General features: G+C 73.0%; 11 protein-coding genes. 6 read left to right on the top strand and 5 right to left on the bottom strand.

The window, feature by feature from the left end; translation table 11 throughout:
* Positions 1-74 precede the first annotated feature (74 nt).
* Both ABZZ17_RS08610 and ABZZ17_RS08605 read left to right on the top strand, forming a co-directional pair.
* Positions 75-809 carry a hypothetical protein gene (locus ABZZ17_RS08610; RefSeq protein WP_356873449.1) on the top strand — a complete coding sequence of 245 codons (735 nt, stop codon included), beginning with the start codon at positions 75-77 and terminating at the stop codon, positions 807-809.
* Entirely contained in the window at positions 797-2,047 is a 1,251-nt protein-coding gene (locus tag ABZZ17_RS08605) for a HAMP domain-containing sensor histidine kinase (protein WP_356873447.1), read from the top strand. Before ABZZ17_RS08610 ends, ABZZ17_RS08605 begins: the two co-directional genes overlap by 13 nt.
* 59 nt (positions 2,048-2,106) lie before the next feature.
* Here the strand turns inward: ABZZ17_RS08605 and ABZZ17_RS08600 are convergent, their stop codons facing one another.
* Positions 2,107-4,182: a PhoX family phosphatase gene (locus tag ABZZ17_RS08600; protein WP_356873445.1), complete on the bottom strand. Its 2,076-nt coding sequence runs from the start codon at positions 4,180-4,182 to the stop codon at positions 2,107-2,109.
* Positions 4,183-4,593: 411 nt separating this feature from the next.
* On the opposite strand from ABZZ17_RS08600, the gene ABZZ17_RS08595 reads away from it, so the two are divergent.
* Positions 4,594-6,117, top strand: coding sequence for a VWA domain-containing protein (locus ABZZ17_RS08595; RefSeq protein WP_356873443.1), 1,524 nt, complete (start codon positions 4,594-4,596; stop codon positions 6,115-6,117).
* A gap of 85 nt (positions 6,118-6,202) precedes the next feature.
* Here ABZZ17_RS08595 and aspS read toward each other — a convergent pair whose 3' ends face one another.
* Positions 6,203-8,026, bottom strand: coding sequence for an aspartate--tRNA ligase (gene aspS / locus ABZZ17_RS08590; RefSeq protein ID WP_356873441.1), 1,824 nt, complete (start codon positions 8,024-8,026; stop codon positions 6,203-6,205).
* A gap of 147 nt (positions 8,027-8,173) precedes the next feature.
* Here aspS and ABZZ17_RS08585 point away from each other — a divergent pair, with 147 nt between their 5' ends.
* Both ABZZ17_RS08585 and ABZZ17_RS08580 read left to right on the top strand, forming a co-directional pair.
* Entirely contained in the window at positions 8,174-10,420 is a 2,247-nt protein-coding gene (locus ABZZ17_RS08585) for a SpoIIE family protein phosphatase (RefSeq protein WP_356873439.1), read from the top strand.
* Positions 10,421-10,474: 54 nt separating this feature from the next.
* Positions 10,475-11,539: an AI-2E family transporter gene (locus ABZZ17_RS08580; protein WP_356873437.1), complete on the top strand. Its 1,065-nt coding sequence runs from the start codon at positions 10,475-10,477 to the stop codon at positions 11,537-11,539.
* An 82-nt stretch (positions 11,540-11,621) separates the two neighbouring features.
* Here ABZZ17_RS08580 and ABZZ17_RS08575 read toward each other — a convergent pair whose 3' ends face one another.
* Complete coding sequence (locus ABZZ17_RS08575; protein ID WP_356873435.1) at positions 11,622-12,581, bottom strand: pirin family protein; 960 nt, start codon at positions 12,579-12,581, stop codon at positions 11,622-11,624.
* 136 nt (positions 12,582-12,717) lie between these two features.
* Between ABZZ17_RS08575 and ABZZ17_RS08570 the strand changes: the two genes are divergently transcribed.
* Positions 12,718-13,173 (top strand): hypothetical protein, encoded by a 456-nt coding sequence (locus ABZZ17_RS08570; protein WP_356873589.1) that lies wholly within the window; start codon positions 12,718-12,720, stop codon positions 13,171-13,173.
* Between the two features lie 177 nt (positions 13,174-13,350).
* On the opposite strand, the gene ABZZ17_RS08565 is transcribed toward ABZZ17_RS08570, so the two are convergent.
* Positions 13,351-14,310, bottom strand: a complete 960-nt coding sequence (locus ABZZ17_RS08565; RefSeq protein WP_356873433.1) for a winged helix-turn-helix domain-containing protein — start codon at positions 14,308-14,310, stop codon at positions 13,351-13,353.
* A gap of 22 nt (positions 14,311-14,332) precedes the next feature.
* Complete coding sequence (locus ABZZ17_RS08560) at positions 14,333-14,797, bottom strand: SseB family protein (protein WP_356873431.1); 465 nt, start codon at positions 14,795-14,797, stop codon at positions 14,333-14,335.
* Positions 14,798-14,880 lie beyond the last annotated feature (83 nt).

Genomic DNA, 14,880 nt, shown 5'->3' with positions numbered 1-14,880 from the left:
CCGCGCGGTGGGAGGGGTCACTCCAACGGGTCACCGCTCGGGCCCGGGGGCGGACGTGGGGGGAGCATCGGGGCATGAGGCCCTCCCCGCCGCGGCGCCGCCCCCACGGCTCCCGCCTCCCGGCCGTCGCCGTGTTGCTCGCGGTCACCGCCGGGTGCGCCGACGTGGAGGGCCTCCAGGACGCGGGCGACCTCGGCACCGTCCACTCCCCCCAGAGCCTGTGGCGGGACATCCGCCCGGAGCCCCCCGCCCCGGGCCAGTCGCCGGGTACGGCCGCGGTCGTGCCGGGCCTGCCCAAGGTCACCACCGGCAGCATGCGCGGCGTGAACGCGGTGGACGTCGTACGCGCCGACGTCACCGCCGCCACCGCCCAGGACGGCGGGACGGGCCGCCTGGTCGACCCGCGGGCGGTACAGCGGGTCGCGCTGTGCACGGAGGCCCCGGACGGCGGCCCGGACTGCCCCGTGCGGCCCCCGGTCCTGCACGACATGACCGGCAACGGCAAGGAGGAGCTGATCACCGCCCTCGACATCGACGGCCGGCTCAGCGAGCTGCGCGTCTACACCGTGGGGGCGGACGGCGACATCACCCGGATCCTGTCCCGCCGCGGGGTCCTGGAGGGGGTGGAGGTGGCCGCCGAGCACCTCGCGGTACGGGAGCCGACTTCGAACCCGGACTACATCTCCGTCTCCGACTACGTGTGGGACCCGGACGCCGGGATCATGAACCTGTCGCAGCTCACCCTCGACGAGTGCGCCGGTCTCACGGACACCCCCCTCGGCGAGGACCGGTCACGATGCGCGCGCTGAGCAGTCTGCGCTGGAAGATCGCGCTGACGACCACCCTGGTGTGCTGCGCGGTCGCCGCCGTGCTGGGGGTGCTGGTGCACAACGTGGTCGCCCGGCAGATCTCCGGGGAGGTCCGCAAGGACGTGTACCGGGACCTCGACCACGCCCTCGGCCACTACGAGTACGGCACCGCGCACGGTGACATCGCGGTCGCCCTCGATCCGCCCGCCCTGCCCGTACCGCTGCGCGATCTCGTCGCGCGCGGGCAGACCGGCAGCATGGTCGGCGAACTGCGGGGCGAGCCGGTCATGTGGGGCGCGGGGCCCGCCGACAAGAAGGCCCTCGCGGTCTGGATCCCGTACGAGGGCACCCGCGACCGGCTCCGCGACATCGACGCCGCGATCCTCGCGTCCTCGGCCCTCGCCGCCGGCGTGGTGGCCCTGGCCGGTCTGTTCCTGGCCGACCGGATCAGCCGCAGGCTGGCGACGGCGGCGGCCGTGGCCCGCCGGATCAGCGCCGGTGACCTGGACGCCCGGGTGGGTCTCCCCGTCCGCGGGGACGACTCCCGCCACCGCGACGAGGTGCGGGACGTGGCCCAGGCCCTGGACCTGATGGCCGGCTCGCTCCAGGACCGGCTGGAGGCCGAGAAGAGGTTCACGGCCGACGTCGCGCACGAACTGCGCACCCCGCTGACCGGTTCGCTGGCCGCCGCCGCCCTGCTCCCGGAGGGCCGCCCGAAGGAGATGATCAACGACCGGCTCAAGGCCCTGCACCTGCTCACGGAGGACCTGCTGGAGATCTCCCGGCTGGACTCCGGGGTGGAGCGGGCGGAACTGTCCCGGGTGGAGCTGGGCCGGGCTGTCGAACGGGCCGTCGCCGGGACCGGTCTGGCCGCCTCGGTCGAGGTGGTGCGGGACTCGGTGGTGCTCACCGACCGGCGACGGCTGGACCGGATCGTGGCCAACCTGCTGGTCAACGCCCACAAGCACGGGCGGCCGCCGGTCGAGGTGACGGTCGAGGGGCCGGTGGTGGTGATCCGCGACCACGGCTCCGGCTACCCGGACGAGCTGATCGAGCAGGGTCCGCAACGCTTCCGCACCGGGGACCCCGGACGGGGCCGGGGCCACGGGCTGGGGCTGACGATCGCCGTCGGCCAGGCAGCGGTGCTGGAGGTCTCGCTGACCTTCTCCAACGCCCCCGACGGAGGTGCCGTGAGCACGCTCCGGCTGCCGGTGGGGCGTCTGGCGGAGGGGAGTTGAACGCGGCGGGGTCGTGTTTCACGTGAAACACGACCCCGCTCACGGATCAACTCGGGCCGTCAGACGCCGATGTTGCGGCCGTCCTTGCGCCACACGGACACCACGGCGGGCCGGACGATCTTGCCCGGTCCGTCGGGCCACACCGACTGCGGCTTCTCGACGGACGCGCCGTCGATCTCGCCCGGGTGCTGGACCGCCACGAGGACCCGCTTGTCCTGGATGAGCGGGCCGCAGGTCTCGGCGCCGCGCGGGACGGTCAGGAACTGCTTCAGCTCACCACGGCGGTCACCGGCGGTCGCGACGCCGAACAGGCCGTCGTGGGAGCCGAGCTGGTTGCCGTCCGTGGAGATCCACAGGTTGCCGTGCGGGTCGAAGGCCACGTTGTCCGGGCAGGAGATCGGGCTGACCTTGTCCTTCGGGAAACCGGCGAAGTAGGTGGCCGGGTCGTTCGGGTCGCCCGCGACCAGGAACAGCCGCCAGGCGAAGCCGTCGCCCGCCGGGTCGTCGAAGTTCTCGGCGAGCTCCAGGATCTGGCCGTGCTTGTTCGCGTTGCGCGGGTTGGGCTCGGTGGCGCCTTCCTTGCCGGGCTTGCCGCGGTCGGTGTTGTTGGTCAGCGCGACGTACACGCGGCCGGTGCGAGGAGACGGCTCGACGTCCTCGGGGCGGTCCATCTTGGTCGCGCCGACCTTGTCCGCGGCCTGGCGCGTGAAGACGTAGACCTCTTCCGCCGTCATGCCCTCGACGTGCGAGACGTTGCCGGTGGCGAGCTTGATCCAGACGCCGGAACCGTCGAACTCGCCGTCGGCGGGCAGCTTGCCCGAGCCGTCGAACTGGTCGGCCGGGGAGTCACCGGTGAGCTTGGCGACGTAGAGGGTGCCCTCGTCGAGCAGCGTGAGGTTGTGCTCCTTGGCCGCGCGCGAGTTGCCCTTCTTCATCTGCTTCGACGAGACGAACTTGTAGAAGTAGTCGAAGCGCTCGTCGTCGCCCATGTAGACGACCGGACGGCCGTCCTCGGTCAGGCGGGGCTGTGCGGCCTCGTGCTTGAAGCGGCCGAGCGCGGTGCGCTTGCGCGGCACGGAGTTGGGGTCGTACGGGTCCAGCTCGACGACCCAGCCGAAGCGGTGGGACTCGTTGGGCTCCTGGGCCACGTCGAAGCGCTTGTCGAACCGCTCCCACTTGCGCTCGGTGGCACCGGCGGTCACGCCGTAGCGCTTCAGGCGGGCGGACTGCGTGGGGTCGGTGACCAGGCCGGCGTTGCCGAAGTACTGGTTGAAGTTCTCCTCGCCGTGGAGGGTGGTGCCCCACGGGGTGGTGCCGCCGGCACAGTTGTTGAGGGTGCCGAGGACCTTCTTGCCGGTCGGGTCGACGGAGGTCTTGAGCAGGGCGCCGCCGGCGGCCGGGCCGGTCATCCGGAACTCGCTGGTGGCCGTCAGGCGGCGGTTCAGCTGGTGGCGGGAGACCGCGGTCAGCTTGCCGCTGCGGTGGTCCTCCTGGACGACGACCACGGACAGGCCGTGCGCGGCCCAGGCGATCTCGACCTGCTCGCGGGTCGGGTTCGCCGGGTCGTAGCCCTTGAACATGAGGATCTCGTCGGTGTACTCGTGGTTGGCCACGAGGAGCTGCTGGCGCTCGTAGTCGCCGCCGAGCGGGAGCAGGCTCAGGAAGTCGTTGTTGTAGCCGAACTGTCCGGCCTGGGCGGCGGCGGTCTGCCGGTCGGCGTTGAACGCCGGGGCGCCCTTGACGATCGGCTCGCCCCAGCGGATGACGACGTTCTGCTCGTAGCCCGTGGGGACGGTGACCTTGTCGTTGGTGTTCGGCGCGACCGACGCGAAGCGCAGGCCGCGGGCGGCCTCGCCGCCGTGCTGGGCCTCGGCCGACGGGGTGGCGTTGGCGGTCTGGCCGCCGCCCGCCCCGAGGGTGACGGCCGTGCCGGCGGCGGTCGCGACCGTGACGACGGCGGCGGAGCGGAGCATCGAGCGACGGGAGTAGGCACGGGCTATGACGTCGCCCGCGTACTCGTTGTCACTGGTGTTGGGCACCTCGTGGAAGCAGGCGTCGCCACAGCGGTAGCGGCAGGTGAGAGCGGAACGGCCGCTCCCATGCGGGTTGCCGATGAGCGGCAGGAGCTTGCGCACGAGGTGTCCTCCGGAAGGTGCACGGTGCCGACAGCGTGTCGGAACGAATCCAGCCGTGACGCTAGGCCCGGGTTGCGCCGATGCGGCGGCGCGGGGATGAACGCTGAATGAACCCGGCACGGCGGAGGGGGAGTTCGTCCGGGCGCGCGCTTGCCTGGACAGCCAGGCGCCACGAAAGGCGACCCTGCCGAAGATCCAGCCGAGCGGCCGATAACCTTACGTGTCCACTCTGGGCAGGGATCAACCGCGCAGCACGGACAAATGACGCACGCACTCATGCGAAAGGCCTGGCCCATGGGTATTCGGAGCTTGTTGCGCAAGGTGTTCGGACGGTCTGCGGAACCGGTTCCGGAAACGTCGGACGCCACTTCGGCGGCCGTTCCTAGCCAAACTGAACGCACCCCCCTGGACGTGGCCGCCGAACTGGTGGCGGCGTCCTTCGACAATCCGACCGTTCCGCCGCAGCCCGCGCCGCGGGACCGCGAGCCGGGAACCCTCCTGACCGCCCCCGCGCCCGCCGCGGACCCGACGGTCCCGGAGGCACGCCGCCCCGTCACCCCCCAGGGCGGCGACCACTCCCCCCGCGACCCGGAGACGCAGCCGCCGGCCGCGGACGACACCGCGACCCCCGAGCCCGAGCCGCAGGCCGCCACCGAGGCCGCAGCCGAGCCGGAGGCCGTGACCCCGGAGCCCGAAGCCGAGACCGTCGCGGCCGAAGCCGAAGCCCAGCCCGAGGCCGAAGCCGCCGTGGCCAAGCCTGAGGCCGAGACCGTCGTGGCCGAGCCCGAGGCCGAAGCCGCCGTGGCCAAGCCCGAAGCTCAGCCCGAGCCCGAAGCCGCCGTGGCCGAGGCCGAGGTCCAGCCCGAGGCCGAAGCCGCCGTGGCGGAACCCGTGGCCGAGACCGTCGTGGCCGAGCCCGAGGTCCAGCCCGAGGCCGTTGTCGCGCTCCCGGAGGCCGAGGCCGAAGTGGCCGCTCCAGACCCGGCCGACGAGACCGCCGTCCCGGAGGCCGGCGCGCCCGCCGAGGCGGCTCCGGCCGCCGAAGCCGAACCGGCCCCGGCGGCAGCCGAAGCGGAGCCGGAGGCCGAGCCCGTACCGGCGGCCGCCGACGCCACCGACGCCGAAGTCGAGGCCGAGCCCGCGCTCGTGGCCGCCGATGCCACCACCGAACCGGAAGCCGAGCCAGCCGCCCAGCCGGTCACCGCAGCACCCGAACCCGAAGCGGAAGCCGCCGCCGGGGACGGGGCTCCGGCCGAGGCCGAAGGCGAGGCCGTGGGGCCGGCCGTCGCGGCGGCAGCCGTACGGCGGCGGGCGCCCGGCGTGAGCGCGGCGTACAAGGCCGCCGGCCAGGTGCTGCGCGGCAAGGAGCGGGCCGGGGCGCGGGCCAAGGTGTACCTCGTACTGGACCGCTCCGGTTCGATGCGCGGGTTCTACAAGGACGGCAGTGCCCAGCACCTCGCCGACCACGCCCTCGCGCTGGCCGCGCACCTCGACGAGGAGGCCACCGTCCACACGGTGTTCTTCTCCACGGAGGTGGACGGCACCGCCGAGCTGACCCTGGACGCGCACGACGCGGCCTGGGTCGAGGCCCGGCACTCCGAGCTCGGCCGGATGGGCCGCACCAGCTACCACGTGGCCGTCGAGGCGGTCCTGGAGCGGTACCAGAAGGACGGCGGCTCGGGCCCGGCCCTGGTCGTCTTCCAGACGGACGGCGCGCCCGACAACCGCCAGCCCGCCCGGCAGGCGATCGCCGACGCGGCGACCGCCGCTCCGGACGTCCACTGGCAGTTCGTCGCGTTCGGCGACCACGACGCGAAGGCCTTCGACTTCCTGCGCAAGCTGGACGCCGAGAACGCCGGGTTCTTCCACGCCGGTCCCGCACCGGCCGAGCTGTCCTCGGCCGCGCTCCTCAAGGGCGTGCTCGACCGCTTCTGACGGCGGCACCACGAAAAATCGGCACCGCGCAAAAGGGCGGCGCCCCCTCCACCAGGAGGGGGCGCCGCCTTCGTGCGTGACGGGGTCAGCCGCGCGGGGAGCCCGCGTCCGGCACGACCGCGTCGGAGATCGGCCGCTCCGAGGCCTTGGTCTCGACCGGCTTGCGCAGGGCGATGTTCAGCTCGCGCAGGCGGCTCTCCTCCAGCACCGTCGGCGCGCCCATCATCAGGTCCTGGGCGTTGCCGTTCAGCGGGAAGGCGATGGTCTCGCGGATGTTCGGCTCGTCGGCCAGCAGCATGACGATGCGGTCCACGCCCGGGGCGATGCCGCCGTGCGGCGGGGCGCCGAGGCGGAACGCGCGCAGCATGCCCGCGAACTCGCGCTCGACGGTCTCGGCCTCGTAACCGGCGATCTCGAAGGCCTTCAGCATGACCTCGGGCTCGTGGTTGCGGATGGCGCCGGAGGACAGCTCGATGCCGTTGCAGACGATGTCGTACTGCCAGGCCAGGATGTCGAGCGGGTCCTTCTCCTCCAGGTCCTTCATGCCGCCCTGCGGCATGGAGAACGGGTTGTGGGAGAAGTCGATCTTGCCGGTCTCCTCGTCCTTCTCGTACATCGGGAAGTCGACGATCCAGCAGAAGCGGAAGACGTTTTCCTCGAACTGGCCCGCGCGCTTGGCCGCCTCGACACGGACGCCCGACATGATCTTGGAGACCTCGTCGAACTCGCCCGCGCCGAAGAACACCGCGTGGCCGGCCGCGAGGCCCAGACGCTCGGTGAGGACCTTGACGTTCTCCTCGGTGAGGAACTTGGCGATCGGGCCGGTCAGGGCGCCGTCCTCGCCGACGCGGACCCAGGCCAGGCCCTTCGCGCCCAGCGAGATCGCGTACTCGCCGAGCCCGTCGAAGAACTTGCGCGGCTGGGCGGCGGTGTCCGGGACGGCCAGGGCGCGCACGTGCTTGCCGGCGAACGCCTTGAACTCCGAGGCCTCGAACACGTCGGTGATGTCGACGAGCTCCAGCTTGGCGCGCAGGTCGGGCTTGTCGTTGCCGTACTTCAGCATCGACTCGCGGAACGGGATCCGCGGGAACGGCGAGGTGACCTCGCGGCCGTTGCCGAACTCGGTGAAGAGCTCGGTCATCAGGCGCTCGATGGGCTGGAAGACGTCCTCCTGCTCGACGAACGACATCTCGACGTCGAGCTGGTAGAACTCGCCCGGCGAACGGTCGGCGCGGGCGTCCTCGTCGCGGAAGCAGGGCGCGATCTGGAAGTACCGGTCGAAGCCGGAGATCATCAGCAGCTGCTTGAACTGCTGCGGCGCCTGCGGCAGCGCGTAGAACTTGCCCGGGTTCAGGCGGGACGGGACGACGAAGTCACGGGCGCCCTCGGGGGAGGTCGCGGTGAGGATCGGGGTCGCCATCTCGTTGAAGCCGAGGGCCACCATCTTCGAGCGGATCGACGCGATGACGGCCGAGCGCAGCATGATGTTGCGGTGCATGCGCTCGCGGCGCAGGTCGAGGAAGCGGTACTCCAGGCGCCGCTCCTCGTTCACCCCGTCGTCGGTGTTGATCGTGAAGGGCAGCGGGGCGGAGGCGCCGAGCACCTCGACCTCGGTGACCTCGACCTCGACCTCACCGGTGGGGAGCTCGGGGTTCACGTTGTCGGCGCCGCGGGAGACGACCTTGCCGTCGATCCGGACGACGGTCTCCTTGGTGACGCTGCTGAGCGCCTCGTTCGCCGCGGTGCCGGGGCGGGCGACGAGCTGCGTGATGCCGTAGTGGTCACGCAGATCGATGAAGAGGATGCCGCCCAGGTCTCGACGATTGTGCAGCCAGCCGCTCAGCCGGACGTCGGAGGCGACGTCGGAAGCACGGAGCTCGCCGCACGTGTGGGACCTGTACCGATGCATCAGTCATCCAGTTCTACGCGATACCAGGGTGGATTCAACCGTCCCAAGGTTACCGTCCGGGCGGGGGACCGCGCGGGCGCGCCCGGAGAGGGTCCGGCCAGGGCGCTGAAGAGGCACGTCCGTGGGATGACCTGTAAAGATGGCCGGGTGCGCACCGAGGACGTCCTGGCAGCCATCGCGACGGGTCTGTGGCGATGGGACAACGCCTCCGGGACGGTCGCCCTGGACGGCGAGGCCGCCCGGCTGCTCGGGCTGCCCGCGGAGCCGGTGGTCCTGCCCGAGGTCGCCGTGCGGTCGCGGTTCCACCCGGTGGACTGGAACGAGGTCAACGGCATCGTCAACCTCGCGGTCGCCGAGGGCACCCTCGCGGAGGCCCGCCTGCGGATCATGGACGAGGACGGGCGGGTGCTGCGCACCGTGCGCAGCCGCTCGAAGCCGCTGGAGAACCGCACGCCCGAGGGCCGCATCGACTACGAGCTGATCGGCACCATCCAGGAGATCGCCGAGCCGCAGCCCGGGACCACCGCCGTGCACACCCCGATCACCGGCGACTGGCGGCGTTCCCGGGAGGCCTTCCTGCTGGACGCCGGGCGGGCGCTGGCCGAGGCGCGCTCCACGTCGGAGGTGCTGCGGGTGGCGGCCTCCCTGTCCATGCCGGGCTTCAGCCCGGACGGGCTCGCCGTCTTCGGGCTGGAGGGTGACCGGCTGTCGATCATCGGGCACCACGGGCACGGTCCCGGGGCCGAGGCCCCCTTCTCGGACATGGGGACGGAGACGGACTATCCGGCGGCGGAGGTCGTCCGTACCGGGCGGGCGATCTACCTCCCGACCCCCGAGGACTACAAGCGGCGCTTTCCGGCCACCTGGCCGCTCGCCCAGCGGTTCGGCAGGATCTCCTGGGCCTTCCTGCCGCTGATCGTGGCCGGCCGCACGATGGGGGCCTGGATGGCCGCCTTCAAGCATCCGGTGTCCTTCTCGCCCGACGAGCGGTCCGTGCTGACGACGGTGGCCCGGATGCTGGCCCAGGCCCTCCAGCGGGCCGGCGTGGCCGAATCCGAGCGGGAGCTCACGACCGGGCTCCAGCGGTCGATGATGCCGCAGCTCGGCCCGGAGATCCCCGGGATGGCGATCGCGGCGCGCTACGTCCCGACCGGCGGCGGGCTCCAGGTCGGTGGCGACTGGTACGACATGATCCCGCTGCCCTCGGGCCGGTTCGCGCTGGTCATCGGTGACGTGCAGGGGCACGACGTACGGGCCGCCGGGCTGATGGGCCAGCTCCGGATCGCCGTACGGGCCTACGCCTCCGAGGGCCACCGGCCGGACGCCGTGCTGTCGCGGGCCTCCCGCTTCCTGGTCGGGCTGTGTTCCACGCAGGAGACGGAGGAGGAGTCGGGTCAGGACGCCGGCCCGCGGTTCGCGACCTGCCTGTACGTGGAGTGCGACCCGGAGACCGGAACGCTGGAGGTGGCCCGCGCCGGGCATCCCGATCCGGCGATCCGGATGGCGGACGGCACGGTCCTGATGCGGCCGACGGCGGGCGGGCTGCCGCTCGGGATCGTCCCGGACACCGACTATCCGACGACCCGGTTCACCCTGGAGCCGGGCGAGACGATGATGCTGTGCACCGACGGGCTCATCGAGACCGGCGGGCACGACCTGGACACGGGCTGGGCGCGGCTGCGGGCGGTCCTGGAGACCGAGCCCCCGGAGGACCCGGGCGGCGACTCCGCCGGGGCGGCGCACCTGGAGCGGATGGCGGACCTGCTGGTCCAGGCCGTGCACGGGCCGTCCTCGCACCACACCACGGGGCCGCTGGCCGACCGTCGCGAGGACGACATAGCCGTGGTGCTGCTGTGCCGCGAGGGCCCGGGCCTCGGCTGCGGGACCCCGTCGCCGCATCCGGCGCGGCCGGCCCGGCGCACGATGCTGACCGTGGCCCAGGCGGAGCCGGAGCGGATCGCGGGGGCGCGCCGGCAGGTCCGGGAGCTGCTGCACGACTGGGCGGACGCGGACCAGGTGGACTCGGCGGTGCTGATGGTCTCCGAGATGGTGACGAACGTACTGATGCACACCGACGGGGACGCGCTGCTGGTCGCGGAGGCGGTGGGCGAGCTGGGCGCGCGGCGGCTGCGCGTGGAGGTGGCCGACGGCAGCGACGAGCTGCCCCACAAGCGGCAGCCCGGCGAGATGGCGTCGAGCGGGCGCGGGGTGCTGCTCACGGAGATGCTGGCCGACACCTGGGGCGTCGATCCGCGGGGCGAGGGCAAGTCGATCTGGTTCGAGTTGTACGAACGGTCCAAGCCGGACCGGGACATCACGTCCGAAACCGGGCAGGATCAGCACGACCGGGACGATCAGGATCCCGGCGATCCGGCCGAGGACCCGGCAGCCTGACGGCGAGGGGTTCCCCGGATCCCCTTCGGGCCCCCACGGAAAGGCGGACCGGCGATGCCGACCTCCCTGCTGCCCGAACCGGTGCGCCGGCTCGCCGCCTGGTCGGCGGTCGTCCTGCTGGTCACGGGGGTCCTCGCCGTCGGGGTGTGGCTGTGCGTGGTCTTCCAGAGCGCCGTCACGCCCGTCCTGCTCGCGCTCCTGGTGACGGCGCTGCTCGGGCCGCTGTACCGGCGGCTGGTCCGGATGAAGGTCAGCCGGTCCCTGGCGGCGGCACTGACCTGCCTGGCCGTGGTCGCGGTGATCGGCGGGACGGCGTACGTCCTGGTCCTCGCGCTCGTCCGGACGGGTGATCAGATCGTCGAGTCGCTGCGGCGGGCGGGCGCGGGTCTCGCGGAGCACTTCGGCACGCTCGGCACCTCCCTCCAGGACCTGGCGGAGAACTCGAAGGAGCTGCTCGCGAAGTTCGGCGGGACCGCCGCCTCCGGACTGGTCACCGGGCTCGGCGTGGTCGTCGAGCTGCTCGCGACCGCGCTGCTCGCCCTGCTGCTGGTCTTCTTCTTCCTCCGCGACTCCCACCGGGCGGCCGGCACCCTGCGCTCGCTCGTGCCCGCCGGCGCGGGCGACATGATCGAGGCCATGGGGCGGCGGGCCTTCGAGGCCGTGGAGGGCTTCATGCGCGGGACCACCTTCGTGGCCCTGATCGACGCCGTCGTGATCACCGCGGGGTTGCTGGTGCTGCGCGTCCCGGGGGCGGCCGGCCTGGGCGCGCTGGTGTTCGTGACGGCCTACATCCCCTACCTGGGGGCCTTCCTGTCCGGCGCGGTGGCGGTCCTCGTCGCCTTCGCCGAGCGGGGCTGGGTGATCGCGCTGTGGGTGCTGGGCGTGGTGTTCGCCGTGCAGATGCTGGAGGGCAACGTCCTCCAGCCCGTGATCCAGAGCCGGACCGTGCACGTCCACCCCGTGGTGGTCCTGCTGGCGATCACGGCCGGGGCGAGCGTCGCGGGGATCCTCGGCATGCTCCTCGCCGTCCCGCTGACCGCCGCCGTCTTCGGCGTGGTCTCGGAACTGCGCGAGCACTACGCGGCGGTCGGGACCCGCCGGCCGGCCGGCGGCCCCTGACCGTCCACCGGCGACGGGCCTCGCTCGCGCGGGGCCCGTACCGCTCCGGGTACCCGTACGGCTCCGGGTACCCGCACTCCCGTTACTTCGTGCGCTCCGTCGTCGGGATCCGGCCGAGCCGGCCCGCCTGGAAGTCGTCGAAGGCCTGCTGGAGTTCGTGCCTGCTGTTCATGACGAACGGCCCGTAGTGCGCCATCGGCTCCCGGATGGGGCGGCCGCCGAGCAGCACGACCTCCAGGTCGGGGGCGTTGGAGTCCTGGGACTCGTCCGCCCGGACGGTGAGGGAGCCGCCCTCGCCGAAGACGGCCGTCTGGCCCTTCTGGACCGGACGCCGCTCCTGGCCGACCGAGCCGCGCCCGGCCAGGACGTAGACGAGGGCGTTGAAGTCCTCGCGCCACGGAAGGGTGATCTGCGCGCCCGGGGTGACGGTCGCGTGGATCATCGTGATCGGGGTGTGGGTGATGCCCGGGCCCTGGTGTCCGTCCAGTTCACCGGCGATGACGCGGAGCAGGGAGCCGCCGTCCGGGGTGGTCAGCAGCTGGACCTGGCCGCCGCCGATGTCCTGGTAGCGCGGGGGCATCATCTTGTCGGAGGCCGGGAGGTTCACCCACAGCTGGAGGCCGTGGAAGAGGCCGCCCGACACGACGAGGGACTCCGGCGGTGCCTCGATGTGCAGGAGGCCCGATCCGGCGGTCATCCACTGGGTGTCGCCGCCGTTGATGACTCCGCCGCCGCCGTTGCTGTCCTGGTGGACGAAGGTTCCGTCGATCAGGTAGGTGACGGTCTCGAAGCCGCGGTGCGGGTGCCAGGGGGTGCCCTTGGGCTCGCCCGGCGCGTACTCCACCTCGCCCATCTGGTCCATCATGATGAACGGGTCGAGGTACTCGTAGTTGATCCCGGCGAACGCGCGGCGCACCGGGAACCCCTCGCCCTCGAATCCACCCGGGGCCGTGCTCACGGCCAGCACCTTGCGGGGGGCCGCCGTCTGCGGCTCGGCCACACGCGGAAGGGCCAACGGGTTCTCAACAGTCACTGCGGGCATGGTCAGGACCTCCTTCTGCGTCGAGTTTAGTTGAAACTCGAACTTTCTGCCACACCCGCCCTCAACGGAAAGGACCCCGGGTCAATTCCCCCGGGGCCCCAACCATTGCGTCCGAACGCGCGTCCTACCGGACGTGATGGACTTCTTCAGCTTCGACGACGTCACGGGCGACGAGGAACAGCAGGAAGAGACCCGCAGGCGGGGACCCCTGTGGCGGCACGCCCTGTGGGTGGTGGGCGTCACCGCGCTCGCGCTGGGCTTCGGCTGGGCCGCGGCGTCGTTCCGCCTGGGTCCGGAGGAGTACGGCCTGCCGCCCGCGGGCCCGGGCTCCCCGTGGGGCCTGCTCGCCGTGTGCGCCGCGGCCGGAGTGGTCACCACCGCCGTCCTGCGAACCGCGGCCGCGCTCGTCCCCGTGTACGGGCCCGGCCGGGTCGGCTTCGTCCTCGTGTTCCTCGGAACCCGGCTGGCGCTCGGTTTCCGCCCGGAGCCGCCGGTGCTGGCCGCGGGAGCCGCCGCCGCGGTGGCGGCCGCCCTCGCGTGGTGCGCCGTCGCCGCGGTGACCCACCGCCGCGCCGCCCGCGCGACGGCCTGAGGAGGCGGGGGCCGCCGGGCCCCGCGGGGCGGCCGCCGGGACCCCCGTACCCGGCGCCGCACTCCCGCAGCACCGATGTTCGCCCCCGCACGGGGGCACCGCGAACCTTTCGGGCCTGCCCGAAGGGTCGCCGGGGTCGCCGGAGCCGGGGCCGCCGGGACCGGGAGCCGCGCGGGCTCAGCCGCCGCTGCGCAGGAGGTCCGCGCCGAGCCCGGTGACCGAGTGGAGGACCGCCCTGCCGTCCCGTTCCGTGGTGATCAGCCCGGCCGCGCGCAGGGTGCGGGTGTGCTCGGAGACCGAGGGCAGGCTGATCGCGAGGTCCCGGGCCACTTCGCTCGTCGTACGCCGCTCCACCAGCGACTGCAGCACGGCCGCCCGGGTCCGCCCCAGCAGCGCGTCCAGCGCGCCCTCTGCCGGCCCGGGCCCCACCAACGGCAGCGGGGTCATCGCCGGGTACACCAGGACGTGCGAGCCGTCCGGCCGGCCGGCGAGCAGCGGCCGGCCCGTCCAGAACGGCGAGGGCATCAGCATCAGCCCGCGCCCGCCGAGGCGCACCTCGTAGTCGGGCGGCAGGTCCACCTCGAAGACCGTTCCGGACCAGCCGGCGCGGGGGTGGGTGCCGGCGAGGCAGGCCTTGATGCCGTGGGTGGCGAGCAGCCGGGTGCGCCAGGCGACGTCGGCGCGGAACGACTGCCGGATCCGGGGCCACTGCGGGGCGATGACCGTCTCGTGCGCGGACCGGAGGGCCCCGTCGAGCGCGTCCCAGGCCTCACGGTCGCGGTCCCACAGCGCGCGCAGCCAGGAGGCGGGGCCGGGGGCCCGTGCGGCGGCCCGCCCCAGCTGGGCGGCGGTGAGCAGCGGCCCGGCTTCCCGTACGGCCGCCAGGCCCTCCTCCAGGGTCCGCGCGTACGGTTCGACGAACTCCGGGTTGTCCCCGTCGGGGCGCAGCAGGTCCAGCAGGGGCCGCGCCCTCCCGGGCAGCTCCCGGGAGACCCGCAGGCGCCAGCGGCCGAAGACCGCCTGCTCGTCGGTGCGCTGCCAGGCGGCCAGCGCCGACGCCAGCTCCACCAGCGGGAGCGGCTCGGCGGCGAAGGTGACGTTGAACAGGTCCTCGGCCGTGAAGTGCACCCTCAGCATCCGCCCGCCACCGGCCCGGTGCTCAGCCGTACATGCGGCGCATCGCGAAGTCGACCATCTGCTCGACCGCCTTGGCGTCGAACACCATTCGGTGGTCGCCCTCCATGTCGAGGACGAACCCGTAGCCGGTCGGCAGCAGGTCGATCACCTCGGCGCCGGTGATGACGAAGTACTTGGACTCCTTGCCGGCGTACCGGCGGAGCTCCTTGAGCGTGGTGAACATGGGGATCACCGGCTGCTGCGTGTTGTGCAGGGCCAGGAACCCGGGGGTTTCCCCGCGGGGGCAGTAGACCTTCGACGTGGCGAAGATCTGCTGGAAGTCCTCGGCGGACAGCGACCCGGTGGTGAAGGCGCGGACCGCGTCGGCGAGCGACGGCGGCGAGGGCTCGGGGTACAGCGGCGGCTGCTGCGCGTAGCCCTGCTGGGGCGGGGGCTGCTGCGCGTAGCCCTGCTGCTGGGCGCCCGGAGTCTGGTCGTAGCCGTACATGCGGCCCACCCTACCGAGCGCCCGCACCCGTACCGGCCGGTACCGGCCACCGCGCCCCGGCGGCCTCCTGACCGGGGCTCAGC

This window comes from Streptomyces sp. NPDC006512 (assembly GCF_040611935.1).
Taxonomy (GTDB): Bacteria; Actinomycetota; Actinomycetes; order Streptomycetales; family Streptomycetaceae; genus Streptomyces.
Note: the sequence above shows the minus strand (reverse complement) of the source record. Positions and strands in the feature narration are given on the sequence as shown.